Below are 19,744 nucleotides of genomic sequence, written 5' to 3'. Positions count from 1 at the left end.
GGATCAATGCATCCAGCGCAGAGGGGCCAGGATGATTTGCGGAAAAATCACGAAAAGCACGGCAAGCAGCACATAGACCATCAGGAACGGGTTCGTGCCCTTGATCACGGTCTCCATGCGCAGCCGGCCCACGCCGGCCACCACGTTCTGCACCGTTCCCACGGGCGGCGTGATCAGGCCGATGCAGCCCACGTAGATGAACATGAAGCCGAAGTAGATGGGATCGATGCCGGCCTTGACGGCCAGCGGCGCGCACACGGGGCCGAAGATCAGGATGGTTGGCGTCAGGTCCATGGCCGTGCCCACCACCAGCAGGAACAGCATCATCGTGGCCATGAACAGCACGGGACTGCCCAGCAGGCCCGAGAAGCTGTCGGCCAGCATGTTGGGCAGGTCGGCCAGGGTGATCATGTAGGCCGTCACCGTGGCGGCGCCGCACAGGAACATGACCACGGCCGTGGTCTTGGCGGCGGCCAGGAACACGGCGTAGAGCCGGGTCCAGGTCATCTCGCGGTAGATCACCATGGACACGAACAGCGCGTAGACGGCTGCGACCACGGCCGCCTCGGTGGGCGTGAACACGCCGCCCTTGAGGCCGCCCAGGATGATGACCGGCATCATCATGGCCCAGAAGCTCTTGGCCAGCGCCTTCAGGCGCGGGCCCCAGGCCATGCGCTCGCCGCGCGACAGGTCGTACTTGCGGGCGATGGACCACCAGGCAAAGATCAGGAACACGCCCATGATCAGGCCCGGCACCACGCCCGACAGGAACAGCTTGCTGATCGAGGTGTTGGTCGTCACGCCGTAGATCACGAAGGGCATGGACGGCGGAATGATGGGCGCAATGATGCCGCCCGAGGCCAGCAGGCCCGCGCTGTAGCTGTCGGGATACTTCTGGTCGCGCATCATGGGCAGCAGGATGGTGGCCAGGGCGGCGGTATCGGCAATGGCCGAGCCGCTCATGGACGCCAGCAGCACTGCCGCGCCAATGGCCACATAGCCCAGGCCGCCACGGATATGGCCCACATAGGCACGTGCCAGGTCGATGATGCGGCGCGACAGGCCTCCCGCGTTCATCAGCTCACCCGCCAGGATGAAGAAGGGCACGGCCAGCAGCGGGAAGTTGTCGAAGCCGGCCTGCAGGTTCTGCGCAAGCAGCTGCGAGTCGAAGAAGTCCAGGTGCCACATCAGCGCCACGCCGGTCAACACCAGCGCCTGGGCGATGGGCATGCCGATCACCATGCCGCCAATCAGCACGGCCAGAAAGATCAGGGTCACAACCATGGTGCGTACTCCTTACTCGACCGTCGTTTCGGCATGGTTTTCTGCCGGCGCGCTGCGGCGCAGGTCGCGCAGCGTCACCACCAGCAGGCCCACGGCCAGCACCAGGGTGGCCGCGGCGCCCAGGGCCAGCGGGTAGCCCAGCACGGTGCTATAGCTGTTCAGCCCCGCCTCCACCTGGGCCCAGGAGCCCCACAGCAGCAGGCCCATGCAGACCAGGACCAGTGCCTGCGACACCCAGAACAGCGCCTTGCGCGCGCCAGGCCCCACGCGGGAAGTCACAAGGTCGAAGCCCAGGTGGCTGCCCTCGAAAGCGGCCACGATGGCGCCAATGGCCACCAGCCAGACGAAGAGCAGGCGCGAGATTTCCTCATAGGAAACGATGCTGGTGTGGAACACATAGCGCAGCACCACGTTGACGAACACGGCAATGACCATGCCGGCCAGGGCCAGCACCATCAGCACCTCGGCAAAGTGCTGCAGGCGCGGCTTGGGCCGGACTGCGGGGGAATCGGATTGCATGGGGCTTGTCTCCTGGCGTTATGGGTTTTGGGAGAAGGTGTCGGCCTGCGCCGCGGGCAGGACCTGCCAGCTTTGGGCCCGGTGCACGATGTCGGTCAGCGGCAGCGTGGCGTCCACGGACAGCACGGCGCACTCGCCATCAGGGCGTTCCAGCGTGGCGAACTGGTTGGCCACCAGCTCGGGCGAGAAGAAGTGGCCGGCGCGCTCCTGCACGCGCTGCAGCGCCGTGTCGTAGTTCAGGTCCAGGAACACGAAGCCCACGGCACCGGCCGGGCCGGCGGCACGCAGCCGGTCGCGGTACTTGCGCTTGAGGGCCGAGCAGGTCAGCACCACGCCCTGCCCCGGCATGGCCTGGGCCAGCAGCTGGGCCAGGCGGTCCAGCCAGCCGCTGCGGTCGTCGTCGGTCAGGGGGATGCCGGCCTGCATCTTGCGGATGCTTTCCTCGGCATGGTGGGCATCGCCCTCGTGCAGGGTCCAGCCCAGGGCATCGGCCAGGGCCTGCCCCACGCTGGACTTGCCGCAGCCGGAAACGCCCATGACGACCAGCGCCCGTGGGCGGGTGTCTGCGGGGGCGGCCTCGGTGGTTGTTGGGATAGCGCTATCCATGTTCTTGCAAAAATTGGCAGACCAGGGTCTGCCTTGGATTTCGTTGTGCTTCAGAGGCCTTCGTCCGGGTTTACACGCAGGAGCAAGGGCCTTCGAATGATTGGGATAGCGCTATCATAATCTTCAACCCTCCCGCCTCCGACCTAGGACATTCCCTTGGCCCGTCAGATTCCGCCTGCCTCCCCAGAATCGCCCTCCGCCGATGTTTCCGGCCCGCCCCTGCCCGCCACAGGCCGCGTCCGCTCCTCGCGGGCCAGCGGGCGCATCACGCTCAGCGATGTGGCACAGGCCGCTGGCGTCAGCCCCATGACGGTCTCGCGCGCCCTGCGCGGCGAGCGCCGCGTGGACCCGGCCCTGGTCGAGAAAATTCGCACGGCCGCCGCGCAGATGGGCTACGTGCCCGACCCCGCCGCTCGCGCCCTGGCCTCTCAGAAAAGCGCCCAGGTGCTGGTGCTGGTGCCCATGCTGTCCAACACCCTGTTCGTGGACCTGATCGAGGCGGTTCACAAGGTGCTGTTCTCTGCGGGCTACCACGCGCTGATCGGCGTGACCCACTACGACCGGGCCGAAGAAGAACAGCTGCTGCGCACCTACCTGCCCATGCGCCCGGCCGGCCTGCTGCTCACGGGTTTTGACCGCAGCCCCGCTGCGCGTGAACTGGTGCAGGCCAGCAAGGTCCCCTGCGTGCACCTGATGGAACTGGGCGGCGAGCCTGGTGCGCCCAGCGTGGGCTTTTCGCAGGCCGAGGCCGGAGCCGCCATCACGCGGCACTTGATGGAGCGCGGACACAGGCGCATTGCCTTTTGCGCAGGCCAGCTTGATGCCCGCGTGATGCAGCGCGCCGCGGGCTACCGCCATGCCCTGCAGGCGGCGGGCCTGCATGACCCCGCCCTGGAACTGCTCTGGCCCCGCCCCACGTCGATGGCGCTGGGCGCCGAGCTGCTGGACGCGGCCCTGCGCCTGGACCCTGCCGTCGATGCCCTGTTCTTCTGCAACGACGACATCGCCCAGGGGGCACTGCTGGAGGCTCTGCGCCGGGGGATACGCGTGCCCGAGCAGATCGCCATCGCAGGCTTCAACGACCTGCCCGGCAGCGACCAGATGGTGCCGCCGCTGACCACCATCCGCACGCCGCGCGGCCATATCGGCACCGAAGGTGCGCGCATGCTGCTGCAGCTGATGCGGGGCGAGGCCGTGGAGCCGCCCAGCGTGGATCTGGGCTACGAACTGGTGGTGCGGCAGAGCAGTTGAAGCGAAGAGGGCTTTGGGCGCCCTCCTCCGTGGCCATCAGCCCGGCAGCAGGCGGCGCAGGGTCTCGGCCAGATCCTCTGCCGCGAACTTGGCCACGTAGCCATCCGCGCCAACGCTGCGCACATGGTCTTCGTTGGCCGATCCGGACAGCGAGGAATGGATGAGCACGGGAATGGAATGGAAGCGCGCGTCCTGCTTGATGTGGCGGGTGAGCGTGAAGCCGTCCATCTCGGGCATCTCCAGGTCGGTCAGCACCAGGGCGACCTTGTCGGCCACCGTCAGACCCTCTGCCTGGGCGCTGTCGGCGATGGCGTTGAGGCGGTCCCAGGCCTCCTTGCCGGACTTGAGCATTTCATACGGTGCCTGCAGGACCTTGAGCTCCTTCTCGATCAGCGAGCGCGCCACGAAGGAATCATCGGCGGCCAGCACGATGGCGCCGGGCTTGAGCTTGAGCCTGGCGCCCACTTTTTCCGGCGTGATTTCCTGGGCGTCGGTGGGAGACACCAATTGCAGGATGGCCTCCACATCCAGCACCTGGGCCAGGCGTGAGTTGTCGGTGTCGCCATCCAGGCGGGCGATGCTGGTGACCAGCTTGCCGCCGGTGCCGCTGGCCTCGGCCGACAGCACCTGCTTCCAATCCAGGCGCACGATGTCCTCGACGGACTCCACCGCGAATGCCTGGGTGGTGCGCGCATATTCGGTGACCAGCATGATGTTCAGGCCGGTCTGGGGCTTGCAGCCCATGATGGCGGGAAGATTCAGCACCGGGATCACCTGCCCGCGCAGGTTTGCCACACCCAGCGAATGGGCCGTGCCCCCCGCGATGGGCGTGATGTGCGGCATGGCCACGATTTCGCGGACCTTGAACACATTGATCCCGAACAGCTCGGACTGGCCCAGGCCGGAGTCGCTGCCCAGCCGGAACAGCAGCAGCTCGAACTTGTTGTTGCTGGTGAGGTTGGTGCGCTCGTCGATCTCTCTTTGAGCTGCCTTGGAATTGAGGTTCATGCCGGTCCTGGAGAGTGACACATCTTTTTACAAATTCTAAAGCGAGCGCCTCGGATTTAGCAAAAATTTATTGCACCTGAGTCGGAACAGCAACGCCGGGCGGCCGGCGACATGCTTCATGCATGCCACCGCCCCGCCCCGCGGCGCAGGAATCACTCGAATTCCAGGATCACATCGTCCACGGCCAGCGAATCGCCCTTGGCTGCACTGATCTTGCCGACCACGCCGTCCTGCGAGGCGAACAGGATGTTCTCCATCTTCATGGCCTCGATCACCGCCAGCTTCTCGCCGGCCTGCACCTTCTGGCCCGGCTGCACGGCCACGTCCACCAGCAGGCCCGGCATGGGCGACAGCAGGAACCTGGACAGGTCCGGCGGCGCCTTGTAAGGCATGAGGCGGTGCAGTTCGCCGCCGCGTGGCGAGAGCACCAGGGCGTCGATCTGCGTGCCGTTGTGGATGACGCGCAGGGCCAGCGGGTTTCGGGCCGTGCCGCGCTCGACCTGGGCCGTGAAAGGCTTGCCGTTGCAGCTGCCCTGCACGCACATGGCACGCATGGGGGTTTCGCTGCGGAAGGTGTAGGGCTTGCCATCCACCGTGACGGTGCTGGCGCGGCTTTCGGCGTCGAAGTCCGAGACCTGCACGGCGCGGTACTGGTGCTGGCCTTCGGCGCCCAGCACGACCACGCAGTAGTCGGCCGAGACCTTGAGCTCGTGCCCCCGCATCTGGCCGCTGATGGTGGCGGCGCGCGCGCGGTAGCGGCGGTTCATGTGGCCGGCCAGGGCGACCAGGAAGTCCGGGTCGCTGTGGGGCACGTCCTCGGCGTGGAAGCCGTGGGAGTAGTGCTCGGCGATGAAGCCGGTGTTGAAGTCGCCGCTCTTGAACTTGGGATGGGCCAGCAGCGCAGCCTGGAACGGGATGTTGGAGCTGATGCCCCGGATCACGAAGGCATTGAGCGCCTCGCGCATCTTGGCGATGGCGTCGTTGCGGTCGCTGCCGTGCACGATGAGCTTGGCGATCATCGAGTCGTAGAACATGGGGATCTCGCCGCCCTCATAGACGCCCGTATCCACGCGCACGCCATGCAGGTGGCCGGTGTCGGCCTGCCACATGGTCTGCTCGGGCGGCGCAAAGCGCACCAGGCGGCCCGTGGAGGGCAGGAAGTTGCGGAACGGGTCCTCGGCGTTGATGCGGCACTCGATGGCCCAGCCATTGCGCTTGACGTCTTCCTGCGCGATGGCCAGCTTCTCGCCAGCGGCCACGCGGATCATCTGCTCGACCAGGTCCAGGCCGGTGATGCACTCGGTCACCGGGTGCTCCACCTGCAGGCGGGTGTTCATTTCCAGGAAGTAGAAATCCTGGTCCTTGCCGACCACGAATTCCACCGTGCCCGCGCTCTGGTAGCCCACGGCCTTGGCCAGGGCCACGGCCTGCTCTCCCATGGCGCGGCGCGTGGCGTCGCTGATGAAGGGGGACGGCGCCTCTTCGATCACCTTCTGGTGCCGGCGCTGGATGGAGCATTCGCGCTCGTTCAGGTAGATCACGTTGCCGTGGCCGTCGCCCAGCACCTGGATCTCGATGTGGCGCGGCTCCTGCACGAATTTCTCGATGAAGATGCGGTCGTCGCCGAAGCTGTTGCGTGCCTCGTTCTGGCAGCTGGCAAAGCCCTCGAAGGCTTCCTTGTCGTTGTAGGCCACGCGCAGGCCCTTGCCGCCGCCGCCGGCGCTGGCCTTGATCATCACGGGGTAGCCAATGCCCTTGGCGATTTCCACGGCGGCCTCGGGGCCGGCGATGGGATCGTTGTAGCCGGGGATGGTGCTCACGCCCGCCTTGTCGGCCAGCTTCTTGGAGGCGATCTTGTCGCCCATGGCCGCAATGGCCGCGTGCTTGGGGCCGATGAAGGTGATGCCCTCTTCTTCCACGCGCCGGGCGAAGGCCTCGTTCTCGGACAGGAAGCCGTAGCCCGGGTGCACGGCCTGGGCGCCGGTCTGCTTGCACGCGGCAATGATGCGGTCGGCCTGCAGGTAGGACTCGCGGCTGGGCGCGGCGCCGATGTGCACGGCCTCGTCGGCCAGCTTGACGTGGCGTGCCTCGCGGTCCGCATCGGAGTACACCGCCACGGTCTGTATGCCCATCTTGCGGGCGGTGGCGATGACGCGGCAGGCAATCTCGCCGCGGTTGGCAATCAGGATCTTCTTGAACATCTTCTTAGCCCATTCTTGGAACTAAATCATGGAAACCGGAGCTGTCGTCAGCTTCGCTGTCCCTGTTTTGCGCTTCGCCAGCACTGTCAGTAACCGGCGCGACCAAAGCGAGGGACACCGAGGAAGGGCCTAGGCCGGCCGCGCCGCCCCGCACCGAGGGTGTCGTCCCCCTCCCTCGCGAAGCGAGTTAGAGAGGGGGAAGCGGCGGAGCCGCTCAGGGGGTGCTTCACAAGGGAATGTTTCCATGCTTGCGCCACGGATTTTCCAGCTGCTTGTTCTTGAGCATCTGCAGCGAGCGGCAGATGCGCTTGCGCGTCTCATGCGGCTGGATCACATCGTCGATGAAGCCGCGCGCGCCTGCCACGAAGGGGTTGGCGAAGCGGGCCTTGTACTCGGCCTCGCGCGCTGCCAGCTTGACGGGGTCGTTCTTGTCCTCGCGGAAGATGATCTCCACGGCGCCCTTGGCGCCCATCACGGCGATCTCGGCATGGGGCCAGGCCAGGTTGACGTCGCCGCGCAGGTGCTTGGAGGCCATCACGTCATAGGCGCCGCCGTAGGCCTTGCGGGTGATGACGGTGATTTTCGGCACCGTGGCCTCGGCATAGGCGTACAGCAGCTTGGCGCCGTGCTTGATGATGCCGCCGTATTCCTGGCTGGTGCCGGGCATGAAGCCGGGCACGTCCACGAAGGTGACCACGGGGATGTTGAAGGCATCGCAGAAACGCACGAAACGCGCGGCCTTGATGGAGCTCTTGATGTCCAGGCAGCCGGCCAGCACCAGGGGCTGGTTGGCGACGATGCCCACGGTCTGCCCGTCCATGCGCGCGAAGCCGGTGATGATGTTCCTGGCGTAGTCGGGCTGCAGCTCGAAGAAGTCGCCGTCGTCCACGGTCTTGAGGATCAGCTCCTTCATGTCGTAGGGCTTGTTGGCGTTGTCGGGCACCAGGGTGTCCAGCGACCTGTCGGCGCGGTCCACGGGGTCCGAGGTGTAGCGCACGGGCGCCTTCTCGCGGTTGTTCAGCGGCAGGTAGTTGTAGAGGCGGCGCAGCATCATCAGCGCCTCCACGTCGTTGTCGAAGGCCATGTCGGCCACGCCGCTGCGCGTGGTGTGGGTGATGGCGCCGCCCAGCTCCTCGGCCGTGACTTCCTCGTGCGTCACGGTCTTCACGACCTCGGGGCCGGTGACGAACATGTAGCTGCTGTCCTTGACCATGAAGATGAAGTCCGTCATGGCAGGCGAATACACAGCGCCACCGGCACAAGGGCCCATGATCATGGAGATCTGCGGCACCACGCCGCTGGCCAGCACGTTCTTCTGGAACACGTCGGCATAGCCGCCCAGGGAGGCCACGCCTTCCTGGATGCGGGCGCCGCCCGAGTCGTTGAGGCCGATCACGGGGGCGCCGACCTTCATGGCCTGGTCCATGATCTTGCAGATTTTCTCGGCATGGGTCTCGGACAGCGCGCCGCCGAAGACGGTGAAGTCCTGGCTGAAGACGAAGACCAGGCGGCCGTTGATCATGCCGTAGCCGGTGACCACGCCGTCGCCGGGGATCTTGCTGTTTTCCATGCCGAAGTCGGTGCAGCGGTGCTCGACGAACATGTCCCATTCCTCGAAGGTGCCGTCGTCCAGCAGCAGCTCGATGCGCTCTCGCGCCGTGAGCTTGCCCTTCTTGTGCTGTGCGTCTATGCGCTTTTGGCCGCCACCCAGGCGGGCCTGTTCGCGCTTTGTCTCCAGTTGATCCAGGATGTCTTGCATGCTGCGATTCCTCTAACGTCTAACGGTACGGGTTGCTGGTGTTGTCTTTTCTGCGGTCACTGCGGCGCTGCGGCGGGTGCTGCCGCCGGCGCTGGAGACGGCGCCATTGCGGGCCCGGCCTGCGCCTGCAGCAGATTTCTGGCGGCCGTGCTGGCCGCGATCCGCCCTGCTGCCACGTCGGCCTGCAGTTGGGGCAGCAGCGCCCGCACCTGCGGATGCTGCCGGAAGGCCTGCTTGAGGCCGGAGTCGATGCGCTCCCACATCCAGGACAGGGCCTGGCGTTCGCGGCGCAGCGCCAGGCGGCCGTTGGCCTGCTGCAGGCGGCGGAATTCCTCCACCGCGCTCCAGAAGCCGTCAACGCCCTCTTGCTTGAGCGCGCTGATGGTGATGACCCTGGGCTGCCACAGGCGCTCGTCGTGGTGGGCGTGTTCGGGATTGCCGTGCATGCCCAGCAGGCGCAGGCTGGAGGTGATCTGGGCCTGCGCGCGCGTGGCGGCATGGGGATCGATGTCGGCCTTGTTGATGACGACCAGGTCGGCCAGCTCCATCACGCCCTTCTTGATGGCCTGCAGGTCATCGCCCGCATTGGGCAGTTGCAGCAGGCAGAACATGTCGCACATGCCCTGAACGGCGATCTCGCTCTGGCCCACGCCCACGGTCTCGACGATGACCACATCGTAGCCAGCCGCCTCGCAGACCAGCATGGCCTCGCGGGTTTTCTCGGCCACGCCGCCCAGGGTGCCGCTGCTGGGGCTGGGGCGGATGTAGGCATCCAGGTGGACGGACAACTGCTCCATGCGCGTCTTGTCGCCGAGGATGGAGCCGCCCGACACGGTGGATGAGGGGTCGATGGCCAGCACCGCCACCCGCAGGCCGCGTGCGATGAGGAACAGGCCCAGCGTTTCGATGAAGGTGCTCTTGCCCACGCCCGGCACGCCGCTGATGCCCAGGCGGAAAGACCCGCCCGTATGCGGCAGCAGGGCCGTGAGCAGCACATCGGCCGCCGCACGGTGGTCGGCGCGCGTGGATTCCAGCAGGGTGATGGCCTTGGCCATGGCCCGGCGCTGAACGGCTGGGTTGCCGTTCAGGATGCCGTCTTGCATTTGCTCGGGAGTCACTGCGGCGGGCTCAGAGGCTGTTGGCCTGGCGGATCTGTTCGAGCACATCCTTGGCGCTGGCCGGTATGGGGGTGCCCGGACCGTAGACGCCCTTGACGCCGGCGTTGTAGAGGAAGTCGTAGTCCTGCGCGGGAATCACGCCGCCCACGAAGACGATGATGTCGTCCGCGCCCTGGCGGCGCAGCTCCTCGATGATGGCCGGCACCAGGGTCTTGTGGCCGGCCGCCAGCGTGGACACGCCCACGGCGTGCACGTCGTTCTCGATGGCCTGGCGCGCGCATTCCTCGGGCGTCTGGAACAGCGGGCCCATGTCCACGTCGAAGCCCAGGTCGGCAAAGGCCGTGGCCACCACCTTGGCGCCGCGGTCATGGCCGTCCTGGCCGAGCTTGGCGATCATCACGCGCGGGCGTCGGCCCAGCTGCTCGGACGATGCATCGATCTCGCCCTTGAGCTTTTCCCAGCCCTCGGCCGAGTCGTAGGCTGCTGCATACACGCCGGTCACCTTTTGCGTATCGGCGCGGTGGCGCCCGAAAACCTTCTCCAGAGCGTCCGAGACCTCGCCCACCGTGGCGCGCAGGCGCACGGCCTGGATGGCCAGGTCCAGCAGGTTGCCCTCGCCGCTTTCGGCGGCCTGGGTCAGCGCCTGCAGGGCGGCCTCGACCTTGGCTGCATCGCGGCTGGCCTTGATCTGGTTCAGGCGTGCGATCTGGCTGTCGCGCACCTTGACGTTGTCCACCTCGAGGATGTCGATGGCGTCTTCCTTGGCCAGCTTGTACTTGTTGACGCCGACGATGACATCCTTGCCCGAGTCGATGCGCGCCTGCTTCTCGGCGGCGGCGGCCTCGATCTTGAGCTTGGCCCAGCCCGAATCCACGGCGGCCGTCATGCCACCCATGGCCTCGACCTCTTCAATGATCTTCCAGGCGGCGTCGGCCATGTCCTGGGTCAGCTTCTCCATCATGTAGCTGCCGGCCCAGGGGTCGATCACATTGGTGATGTGGGTCTCTTCCTGGATGATCAGCTGCGTGTTGCGCGCAATGCGGGCCGAGAACTCGGTGGGCAGCGCAATGGCTTCGTCAAAGCTGTTGGTGTGCAGGCTCTGCGTGCCGCCGAACACCGCGGCCATGGCCTCGATGGTCGTGCGCACCACGTTGTTGTAGGGGTCCTGCTCGGTCAGCGACCAGCCCGAAGTCTGGCAGTGCGTGCGCAGCATCAGGCTCTTGGCCTTCTTGGCGCCGAAGCCCTTCATGATGCGGCACCACAGCAGGCGGGCCGCGCGCATCTTGGCGATTTCCAGGTAGAAATTCATGCCGATGGCCCAGAAGAAGGACAGCCGGCCCGCGAAATCGTCCACATCCATGCCCTTGGCCGTGGCGGTCTTGACGTACTCCTTGCCGTCGGCCAGCGTGAAGGCCAGTTCCAGCGCCTGGTTGGCGCCCGCCTCCTGCATGTGGTAGCCCGAGATCGAGATCGAGTTGAACTTGGGCATGTTCTTGCTCGTGTACTCGATGATGTCGCCGATGATGCGCATCGACGGCTGGGGCGGGTAGATATAGGTGTTGCGGACCATGAACTCCTTGAGGATGTCGTTCTGTATGGTCCCCGACAGCTGGTCCTGGGCCACGCCCTGCTCCTCGGCCGCCACCACGTAGCCGGCCAGCACGGGCAGCACGGCGCCGTTCATGGTCATGGACACGCTGATCTTGTCCAGCGGGATCTGGTCGAACAGCACCTTCATGTCCTCGACCGAATCGATGGCCACGCCGGCTTTGCCCACATCGCCCGTCACACGCGGATGGTCGCTGTCGTAGCCGCGGTGCGTGGCCAGGTCGAAGGCCACCGACACGCCCTGCCCGCCGGCGGCCAGCGCCTTGCGGTAGAAGGCGTTGGACTCCTCGGCCGTGGAAAAGCCCGCGTACTGGCGAATGGTCCAGGGCCGGCCCGCGTACATGGTGGCCTGCGGGCCGCGGATGTAGGGCTCGAAGCCTGGCAGGCTATCCGTATGGGGCAGGTGGGCCGTGTCTGCCGCCGTGTACAGCGGCTTGAGGTCGATGCCGTCGGGCGTGGTCCAGTGCAGTGCCTGGATGTCGCCCCCGGGAGCGGCCTTGGCGGCCGCCTGGGCCCATTTCTGCAGGTCGGCAGTTGCGAATTCCTGGCCGTTCTGCGCTGTCGGATGGTCTTGTCTCATGTTCTCAGGCTCGTGAATGACAGGTGCCCTTGAGGGCATGCCCCAGAGCTGCCGCAGTTTACATCATTCATAATTATTCATTCAAAATATCTTTGCCGATACAATCCGGGCCACATGTCGACAAACACCCTCACTCCCCGCGCTCTCTACGAACAGGTTGCAGAGAAGCTGCGCCTGCGCATCTTCGAGCACGAGCTGGCGCCCGGTGACTGGATCGACGAACTGAAGATTGCCGAGGAATACGGCATCAGCCGCACCCCGCTGCGCGAGGCCCTGAAGGTGCTGGCCGCCGAGGGCCTGGTCACCATGAAGGTGCGCCGTGGCGCCTATGTGACCGAGGTGTCGTCCAAGGACATTGCCGATGTCTATCACCTGCTGAGCCTGCTGGAATCCGATGCCGTTCAGGTGGTGGCCGAATCGGGCAGCGACGAAGAGCTTGCCGCCCTGCAGCAGACCCACGAGGAACTCAAGGCGCAGACGCGCGATGCAGACCGCTTCTTCGAACTCAACGAGAGCTTTCACATGCAGCTGCTGCAGATTGCCGACAACCGCTGGCGCAACCAGCTGGTGGCCGATCTGCGCAAGGTAATGAAGCTCAACCGCCACAAGTCGCTGTTCAAGCAGGGCCGCATCGAGGATTCGCTGGCCGAGCACGAGACCGTCATGCAGGCCCTGCTGCGCCGCGATGGCGCTGCAGCGGCCCAGGCCATGCGTCAGCATTTCCAGAACGGCCTGGCTGCGGCTTCCTGAAGCCTGCCGCTCGGCGCTCTTGCACAGCCGGCACCCTCTGGCGCGGCCATGACGCGCAGGCGGCCGCCCCGTCTGGAATCGGGCCCGGTGTGCAACGGTGGCGACGTAGGCAGACATGCGGCTCCTGGTTGGTTTCAGAGTGGACACACGAAACGCTGCAGTGCAGCATAAACGCGTGCGCCGCATCCGCTCATGTCCGAAGCTGACGCCAGGGCCTGCGGAAAGCCCCGGCTATCATCAGCGGCTACATCCACTTCGGCCCGCACCCTCCTCGCATGAGCATCCAAGACCCAGCCCGCGCCCCTTCCCTGGCCATGAGCCTGCCAGCCGATGCCAGCATGGCCACGGCCTCCACCCTGGTGGAAATGCTGGCCCTGCGCGTGCAGCAGACGCCCGCAGGCGAGGCCTACCGGGCCTATGACGAGGATGCGCGCAGCTGGAAGACTCTGAACTGGGCACAGGCCGGCGAGCGTGTGGCCCTCTGGGCGCAGGCGCTGGCCGCGCAGGAGCTGCCGACAGGATCGCGCATCGCCATCCTGCTGCCCAACGGTCTGGACGCCATGTCCATCGACCTGGCCAGCCTGCGCTGCGGCCATGTGCCCGTGCCGCTGCACGCCATAGATAACGCGGGCAGCATTGCCTACATCCTGGCCAACGCCCAGGTGTCCATGCTGTTCGTGGCACAGCAATCCACCTGGGACAAGATCTGCGCCACGGGCCAGGCCCTGCCTGCGCTGCGCAAGGTGGTCGTGGCATCGGCCAAGCAGGCTTCCCGGGCCGCAGAGCCTGAAACCGAAGGCGATGCCGCCGTCCTGGAGGCCCTGCGCCAGATCCCGGTGCAGCCGCTGGCCCAATGGCTCGCTGAAGGCGGCGCAGTCCCCCTGCCCCCGCCTCCCTCTGCCGAGGACCTGGCCGCCGTGGTCTACACCTCGGGCACCACGGGCAAGCCCAAGGGCGTGATGCTGACGCACCGCAACGTGGTCTCCAACGTGCAGGCCGTGATGCAGCGGTTGCAGCCGCGCAGCGACGATGTTTTCCTCTCCTTCCTGCCGCTGTCGCACACCTTCGAGCGCACGGCTGGCTACTACCTGGCGCTGGCAGTGGGCGCCTGCGTGGCCTATGCGCGCTCCGTGGCTCAGCTGGCCGAGGATCTCAAGACCCAGCGCCCCACGGTGCTGGTGTCCGTGCCACGCATTTACGAGCGCGTGCACGCCAAGGTCATGGAGACGCTGGCCCGTGCACCGCTCAAGGCCCAGCTGTTCGAACTGGCCCAGGCCAGGGGCTGGCAGCGATTTTGTGAAACACAAGGCATTGCCGATGCGCAAGCGCCCCAGCCCGAAGTGCCGGGCTGGATGCAATGGCTGCCCTGGCCGGTGCTCAACCACTTGGTGGCCAAGCCGCTGCTGGCCCAGTTCGGTGGCCGCGTGCGCGTGGCCGTCAGTGGCGGCGCGCCGCTGTCGCCGACGATTGCGCGCTGTTTTCTGGGCCTGGGCCTGCCGCTGATCCAGGGCTATGGAATGACGGAAACCTCACCCGTGGTCTGCGCCAACACGCTGGAGGACAACCACCCCGCCACCGTGGGCCGCGCCTTGCCCGGCGTGGAGGTGCGGATTGGCGAGAACCGGGAGCTGCAGGTGCGTGGCCCCTGCGTGATGCGCGGCTATTGGGAGCGCCCCGAAGACACCGCCAAGACCTTCACCGACGACGGCTGGCTGCGCACGGGCGACCAGGCGGTGATCGAGGACGGGCGCGTGCGCATACAGGGACGCATCAAGGAAATCATCGTCACCTCCACCGGCGAAAAGATTCCGCCGGCCGACCTGGAGCTGGCCATTACCGGCGACCCGTTCTTCACCCAGGTCTTTGTCGTGGGCGAAGACCGCCCCTTCATCGCCGCCGTGGCCGTGATCGAACGCGGCGAATGGCAGGCCATGGCCCGGCGCCTGGGCCTGGATCCCGAAGACCCCCAGAGCCTGAACCACTCCGCCGCCGAACGCGAGGCACTGGCACGCATCGAAAAGCAGGTGGCCAGCTTTGCCCGCTATGCCGTGCCACGCGCCGTGCATCTGGAGCTGGAGCCCTGGACCATAGGAAACGGGCTGATGACGCCTACCCTCAAGCTCAAGCGCAACAACCTCATGACGCGGTTCGAGTCGCAGATCGCCGCCATGTACAGCAAGCCTGCCGAGCGCTGGCAAGGTCGCAACAGCGCAGGTTGACCCCCTGTTCCTGACAAGCAGCCGCCGCTCAAAACGGCGGCTTTTTTTATTTTTGATATCGATTCAATTCATGTAAGTTACATTGAATTGATCAAAAGAAAGGAAGAGCGCACTGCGCACGCTCTTCCTGGGTCTGCGTCAAGCAGCTGCCAGTGTCAGGCCGGGGCTCGCCATGCCGATCTCCTTCGCCGAGCTGATCTGGAACGTGGCCACCGCCTGTGCAAGCACCCGCGCCTGCCGTTCCAGACTGGCTGCAGCGGCTGCCGACTCTTCCACCAAGGCGGCATTCTGTTGCGTGACCTGGTCCATCTGGGAGACGGCCTGGGTGATCTGCCCCAGGCCACCGCTCTGCTCCACGCTGGAGGCAGAGATGGCCTCGATCAGCGACGCCACCTCGCTCACCTGGGCTTCAATGGCATCCATGGCCTTGCCTGCCTCCCGGACCTGGTTGCCGCCTGTTCGCACCTTGTCGGTGGATGCCGTGATCAGTGCCTTGATCTCCCGCGCCGCTGCGGCGCTGCGCTGGGCCAGGGAGCGCACTTCCCCGGCCACCACGGCAAAGCCCCTGCCCTGCTCGCCAGCCCGCGCGGCCTCCACCGCTGCATTGAGCGCCAGGATATTGGTCTGGAAGGCAATGGAGTCGATCACGCCCGTGATCTCGGCAATCTTTCCACTGCTGGCCGAGATTTCGTCCATGGTGCCGATGACCCTGGCGACCGCGCCGCCGCCCACGCCGGCCACCTCCTTGGCACGCACGGCCAGGGCGCTGGCCTGCCGCGCGTTCTCGGAACTCTGGCCCACGTTGCCGGCCAGCTGCTCCATGGACGCCGCCGTTTCCTGCAGGCTGGAGGCCTGGTGCTCGGTGCGGCTGCTCAAATCCTGGTTGCCGGCAGCGATCTGGCTGGAGGCCGTGGTCACCGACTCCACGCCGCGCCGCACATCGCCCACGATGTTTGCCAGCGACTCGCGCATGGCGCTCATGGAGCGCAGCAGGTCGCCGACCTCGTCACGCCCAGTGGCCTGGATTTCCGAAGCCAGGTCGCCCTGCTCGATGTGCCGGGCCACTTCCACGGCCGACTTCAAGGGCACCGTGATGGAGCGCGTGACCATGTAGCCCAGGGCCACGGCCAGGATGACGGCCGCCGCCACAAAACCGTAGATCAGCATCTGCGACCGTGCAAAAACCTCCCTGGAGTCCCCATAGACATCCTCCGACGTCTTGAGCTGCAGCTCGACCAGCTCGCCGATCTTGGCGCTGATGGGGTCGATGCTGGCATACAGCGCGCCGTCGAACTCATCCAGGCTGCCGGCCTTCTTGCCGTCCAGCTGCTTGAGGCGCTGCAGCAGTTTGTCGATGCTCTGGTTGGCCGGCGCGAACAGTGCCTGGGCCTGCTTGGCCAGCATCGCCTCCTGCGTGGTGAGCTGGGTGGATGAGTAGCTGCGCCAGGCGGCCTCGATCGCGGGCAGCGTGCCCGAGATGCTGGCCGATGCCTCCTGCGCCGTGATCAGGCCCGCATTGGCTTTATTGACCGTGTCTATGACGTTGACGGCATAGGCATCCGCAATCTGCTTGAGCTGCTTGAGTGGAACCACACGGTCCTGGTACAGGGTCTCCGTGCCCGAAAACACATGGCCCAGCGCCCTTGCGCCGACGCCCCCTACGGCCATCAGGCAGACCAGCAGGACAAGAAAGACGGCTGTAAGCCGGGTACCGATACGCACATCGCTGAGTTTTTTCATCGCAGAACCTCTGGCCCAGTGCTGCCGTCGGTATAGGCCATCGCTATCGCATCCAGGCAGTCACATTAGCTGCCTTATCGGTAGCGGTGGCCGATTTCTTGAGAGACAAAACTCAATAAGTTCCGCGAGATGTGTAAAGACGCCCGCCACAGTGCGGATGCCCCGCCCCTGCCCTCAACCCCGTTGCCAGGCCAACCCATCCAAGGCACGGCCAATCCATTCATGTAAGTTACATTGATATCATCAAAAAAATGGCCCGTGAAAGCACGAGCCATTTCCATTCAGACGTAGACGTCGACCAGGCCACCCAGTCCGGGCGCCTTGTTGCTCTTCGGCTGGGACGGCGACTTGGCTTCGGCCGCCTGCTGCTGCTCGCGCTGCTTGTCGATCTGGGCCTGCTGCCTGGCGCGCATGAGCGCCTCGATCTGGCTTTGCACCATCATGATCTGCGACTGCAGCAGCTTGGCCTTCGTCTGCTTGGCCTTGGCGTCGATGTTCTCGGAAGACACTTCCTTGAGCGCCTGCTGCAGCTCCTTGAGCTTGCGCTGCAACGCAGCGATGTCATTGCCGCCGGAGGATGAAGCGGCTCCCGAGGCGGAAGCCGATGTGGAGGATGAGACTTGCATGCCCCGTACATCGACCACCGGCGCACGAACTGAAGGCCAAAAACACCGCTGCCCCGCACGCAATCACCCCAGCACATGCCGCAGCGCTGCCGCCGATGCAATGCCGATCAGCACCGTCGGCAGAATGGGCAGCCGGCTCGCGGCCACCAGCGTCACCACCAGGGCCAGCAGATCGGCCGGCCGCTCGGACACAAACGCCGGAGCAATCACCGAGATCAGCACGCAGCCCGGCAGGCTTTCCATCACGTACTGCATGCGCGGGCTCAGCGTGCGCCCGCGCAGCAGCAGGTAGCCGATCACCCGCGTGAAATACGTGCTGCACGCCATGAGCACCAGCGTCAGCAAGGTTGTGGCTTCCATCGCTCAGCTCCTGGGCGCCAGCAAGGCCGCGCAGATCAGGCCCGAAACGGCGCCGGCCGCCACATACCAGGCGCCAGGCACCAGCTTGTAGACCAGGGCCGCCGTCAGCAGGCTCACCAGCCAGGGCCGGCAAGGCCTGACGCCCTTCCACATGCCGCGCAGCAGCACCAGAAACACGGCGGTGAACGCCATGTCGAAGCCGTACTGCTCCAGGTCGCCAATGCGCGGCCCCAGAAACGCACCGGCCGCCGTGCACGACACCCAGGCCATGTACAAGCCCGCCGACACGCCCATGTAGTAAGGCAGGCTCACGCGCCGGGCGGCACTGCGCTGCGCGTCTGCCAGGGCCAGCGCCCAGCTTTCATCGCACATGAAGAACAGTGCCGGCAGCGCACGGCGCCTGGGCAGATGGCGCAGATACGGCGCCAGCGCCGCACCCATCAGGATGTGCCGGCAATTGACCAGGAAGGACATGGCGACGATCAGCAGCACATGCGGCGGCGACGTCCACAGCCGTATGGCCGTGAACTCCGAGCCGCCGCCGAAGTTCATCCCGGTCATGAGAGGAACTTCCAGCGGTGCCAGCCCCTTTTGCACGGCCTGCGCGCCCAGCACCAGGGCAAAGGGCACGAAGCCCAGCATCACGGGAATCGCATCCCTGAAGCCGCGAAAGGCCTCGGAACTGCGGGAGACGGAATCTGCCGAAACGGCAGCGGGGGAAAGTGGAATGGATGAAGACATGGAGAGCGGCGATTGTCGGCCTGCGCAGCTGGAATTTGCTGCCGATTCATGCTTCCATCAGCCATTTCACAGCTGTTTATGCCGATTTATTCGATTAACTTGAAATTATCTGCTGTACAAGTGCCGCACAAGCGCCGCTCAACCCATTTCCATGGCTGGCGGCGCTCCTCGGCTGGCCGCGCCTGCCCTCCTGACATTTCACGAAACCCAACGGCCATTGGCTCCCGCCATGCTGCAGTGCGTCGCAAACGGCTGTGCCGGCCAGGGCGGCGGCGGGACCATGAAGCCCTCATCACTTCGCTTCACCTGAAAGGTTCCCCATGCGCACTTCCGACTTCACCCGCTTCATCGCCCTGGCCGCCCTCAGCCTGGGCCTGGCCGGCACCGCCCTCGCCCAGGACGCCGCGCCCTCCTCCACCGCTGCCCCCACCGACCTCAGCCGCGCCCAGGTGCTGGCCGACCTGGAAATGTGGCACCGCGCCGGACTCACCTATCTCTCGGACCGCGAGATCGATGTCCGCTCCACCGAATACCAGCGCGGCCTGGAGCGCTACCAGCAGCTGCGCGCCAGCCCCGCCTACCGGGAGGCGGTAGCAAGGCTGGAGAAGGGACATGCGGTGGCCCAGGACAAGTGAGCTTGAAGGCGGCCGGTGGCGGATCTGAGGAGCTGAAAGCCACCGGCGGGTCTGGATAACCCTGATCCCGTCCCCGGCACCCTCGCGTCACACGGTCAACCGGTGTTTCTGCAATAATTGCCGCAACAATCATTGCGCAGTCAATTATTTCACCCGCAGACACCATGACCCAGCCTCCCCTGCCCAACGGCCTGCAGCCCTCGGACTTCTACAGCCCAGGCAGCTACACGCCCTTCGAGAGCGTGGGGTTCCTCATGCGCAAGGTGCTCAGTTCCATCCTCCAGCAGGCCGATGCGCAGTTGGCCGAGCATGAGCTGACCTATGTGCAGTGGCTGCCGCTGTACAAGCTGCTGCTGTGCAGCGATGCCACGAATGCCGGCATGGCGCGTGACCTGGGGCTGGATCCGGCCTCCATCACGCGGGCGCTGGACCGGCTCGAATCCAAGGGCATGCTGCGGCGCGAGCGCTCCACGGTGGACCGGCGCGTGGTCAAGCTGGTGCTGACCGATGAAGGCCGCGCCATGGCGGCCAAGGTGCCGCAGGTGCTGTCCAGCGTGATGAATGCCCATATGGCCGGCTTCAGCCATGACGAGTCGCGCCAGCTGCTGGACATGCTGCGCCGCCTGCTGGCCAACGGCGATGCGATGCGCGCGCCGGAAGCTGCTCCGCCGGCCCCTGCGCCTGCCACGCCTGTCGACTGACAGCGCCAGCCCCCTTTTTCCGCCCCTGTTTCCGATTT

General features: G+C 65.9%; 17 protein-coding genes. 5 read left to right on the top strand and 12 right to left on the bottom strand.

Annotated features, from left to right (window positions below):
- Positions 1–3 precede the first annotated feature (3 nt).
- Genes BW39_RS12210 through BW39_RS12200 form a run of 3 tightly spaced genes read right to left on the bottom strand, consistent with a single transcriptional unit; the run spans position 4 to position 2,409 of the window.
- On the bottom strand, positions 4–1,284 hold the full coding sequence (locus BW39_RS12210; RefSeq protein WP_013802434.1) for a TRAP transporter large permease: 1,281 nt from the start codon (positions 1,282–1,284) through the stop codon (positions 4–6).
- 12 nt (positions 1,285–1,296) lie between these two features.
- Complete coding sequence (locus BW39_RS12205; protein WP_043821972.1) at positions 1,297–1,803, bottom strand: TRAP transporter small permease; 507 nt, start codon at positions 1,801–1,803, stop codon at positions 1,297–1,299.
- 18 nt (positions 1,804–1,821) lie between these two features.
- Positions 1,822–2,409 (bottom strand): gluconokinase, encoded by a 588-nt coding sequence (locus tag BW39_RS12200; RefSeq protein ID WP_012205587.1) that lies wholly within the window; start codon positions 2,407–2,409, stop codon positions 1,822–1,824.
- Between the two features lie 156 nt (positions 2,410–2,565).
- On the opposite strand from BW39_RS12200, the gene BW39_RS12195 reads away from it, so the two are divergent.
- Positions 2,566–3,660 (top strand): LacI family DNA-binding transcriptional regulator, encoded by a 1,095-nt coding sequence (locus BW39_RS12195; RefSeq protein ID WP_052155325.1) that lies wholly within the window; start codon positions 2,566–2,568, stop codon positions 3,658–3,660.
- A gap of 36 nt (positions 3,661–3,696) precedes the next feature.
- Here BW39_RS12195 and BW39_RS12190 read toward each other — a convergent pair whose 3' ends face one another.
- The 5 genes from BW39_RS12190 to scpA form a co-directional block, all read right to left on the bottom strand.
- On the bottom strand, positions 3,697–4,668 hold the full coding sequence (locus tag BW39_RS12190; protein ID WP_012205585.1) for a chemotaxis protein: 972 nt from the start codon (positions 4,666–4,668) through the stop codon (positions 3,697–3,699).
- A 152-nt stretch (positions 4,669–4,820) separates the two neighbouring features.
- Positions 4,821–6,869, bottom strand: a complete 2,049-nt coding sequence (gene accC / locus BW39_RS12185; protein ID WP_043821971.1) for an acetyl-CoA carboxylase biotin carboxylase subunit — start codon at positions 6,867–6,869, stop codon at positions 4,821–4,823.
- 226 nt (positions 6,870–7,095) lie between these two features.
- Complete coding sequence (locus BW39_RS12180) at positions 7,096–8,628, bottom strand: acyl-CoA carboxylase subunit beta (RefSeq protein ID WP_043821969.1); 1,533 nt, start codon at positions 8,626–8,628, stop codon at positions 7,096–7,098.
- Between the two features lie 56 nt (positions 8,629–8,684).
- Positions 8,685–9,731, bottom strand: a complete 1,047-nt coding sequence (gene meaB, locus BW39_RS12175) for a methylmalonyl Co-A mutase-associated GTPase MeaB (protein WP_043821967.1) — start codon at positions 9,729–9,731, stop codon at positions 8,685–8,687.
- A 25-nt stretch (positions 9,732–9,756) separates the two neighbouring features.
- Positions 9,757–11,934 (bottom strand): methylmalonyl-CoA mutase, encoded by a 2,178-nt coding sequence (gene scpA / locus BW39_RS12170; protein ID WP_043821965.1) that lies wholly within the window; start codon positions 11,932–11,934, stop codon positions 9,757–9,759.
- Between the two features lie 114 nt (positions 11,935–12,048).
- Here scpA and BW39_RS12165 point away from each other — a divergent pair, with 114 nt between their 5' ends.
- Together BW39_RS12165 and BW39_RS12160 are read left to right on the top strand one after the other, a co-directional pair.
- The gene (locus BW39_RS12165; protein WP_012205578.1) at positions 12,049–12,684 is read left to right on the top strand and encodes a GntR family transcriptional regulator; all 636 of its coding nucleotides are present in this window, start codon (positions 12,049–12,051) and stop codon (positions 12,682–12,684) included.
- A 275-nt stretch (positions 12,685–12,959) separates the two neighbouring features.
- Positions 12,960–14,903 carry an AMP-dependent synthetase/ligase gene (locus BW39_RS12160; RefSeq protein ID WP_043821963.1) on the top strand — a complete coding sequence of 648 codons (1,944 nt, stop codon included), beginning with the start codon at positions 12,960–12,962 and terminating at the stop codon, positions 14,901–14,903.
- A 138-nt stretch (positions 14,904–15,041) separates the two neighbouring features.
- Here BW39_RS12160 and BW39_RS12155 read toward each other — a convergent pair whose 3' ends face one another.
- The 4 genes from BW39_RS12155 to BW39_RS12140 form a co-directional block, all read right to left on the bottom strand.
- Positions 15,042–16,643, bottom strand: coding sequence for a methyl-accepting chemotaxis protein (locus tag BW39_RS12155; protein ID WP_043821962.1), 1,602 nt, complete (start codon positions 16,641–16,643; stop codon positions 15,042–15,044).
- 281 nt (positions 16,644–16,924) lie between these two features.
- Positions 16,925–17,269 carry a FlxA-like family protein gene (locus BW39_RS12150; protein ID WP_043821960.1) on the bottom strand — a complete coding sequence of 115 codons (345 nt, stop codon included), beginning with the start codon at positions 17,267–17,269 and terminating at the stop codon, positions 16,925–16,927.
- A gap of 63 nt (positions 17,270–17,332) precedes the next feature.
- Positions 17,333–17,629, bottom strand: coding sequence for an AzlD family protein (locus BW39_RS12145; protein ID WP_043821959.1), 297 nt, complete (start codon positions 17,627–17,629; stop codon positions 17,333–17,335).
- Positions 17,630–17,632: 3 nt separating this feature from the next.
- Positions 17,633–18,370, bottom strand: coding sequence for an AzlC family ABC transporter permease (locus BW39_RS12140; protein ID WP_016446045.1), 738 nt, complete (start codon positions 18,368–18,370; stop codon positions 17,633–17,635).
- A gap of 320 nt (positions 18,371–18,690) precedes the next feature.
- On the opposite strand from BW39_RS12140, the gene BW39_RS12135 reads away from it, so the two are divergent.
- Positions 18,691–19,005, top strand: coding sequence for a DUF4148 domain-containing protein (locus tag BW39_RS12135; protein WP_043821957.1), 315 nt, complete (start codon positions 18,691–18,693; stop codon positions 19,003–19,005).
- 164 nt (positions 19,006–19,169) lie between these two features.
- On the top strand, positions 19,170–19,706 hold the full coding sequence (locus tag BW39_RS12130) for a MarR family winged helix-turn-helix transcriptional regulator (protein WP_043821956.1): 537 nt from the start codon (positions 19,170–19,172) through the stop codon (positions 19,704–19,706).
- Positions 19,707–19,744 lie beyond the last annotated feature (38 nt).

This window comes from Delftia sp. RIT313 (genome assembly GCF_000632165.1).
Taxonomy (GTDB): domain Bacteria; phylum Pseudomonadota; class Gammaproteobacteria; order Burkholderiales; family Burkholderiaceae_C; genus Comamonas; species Comamonas acidovorans.
The sequence above is the reverse complement of the archived record's forward strand: the minus strand, read 5'-3'. Positions and strand labels throughout refer to the sequence as shown.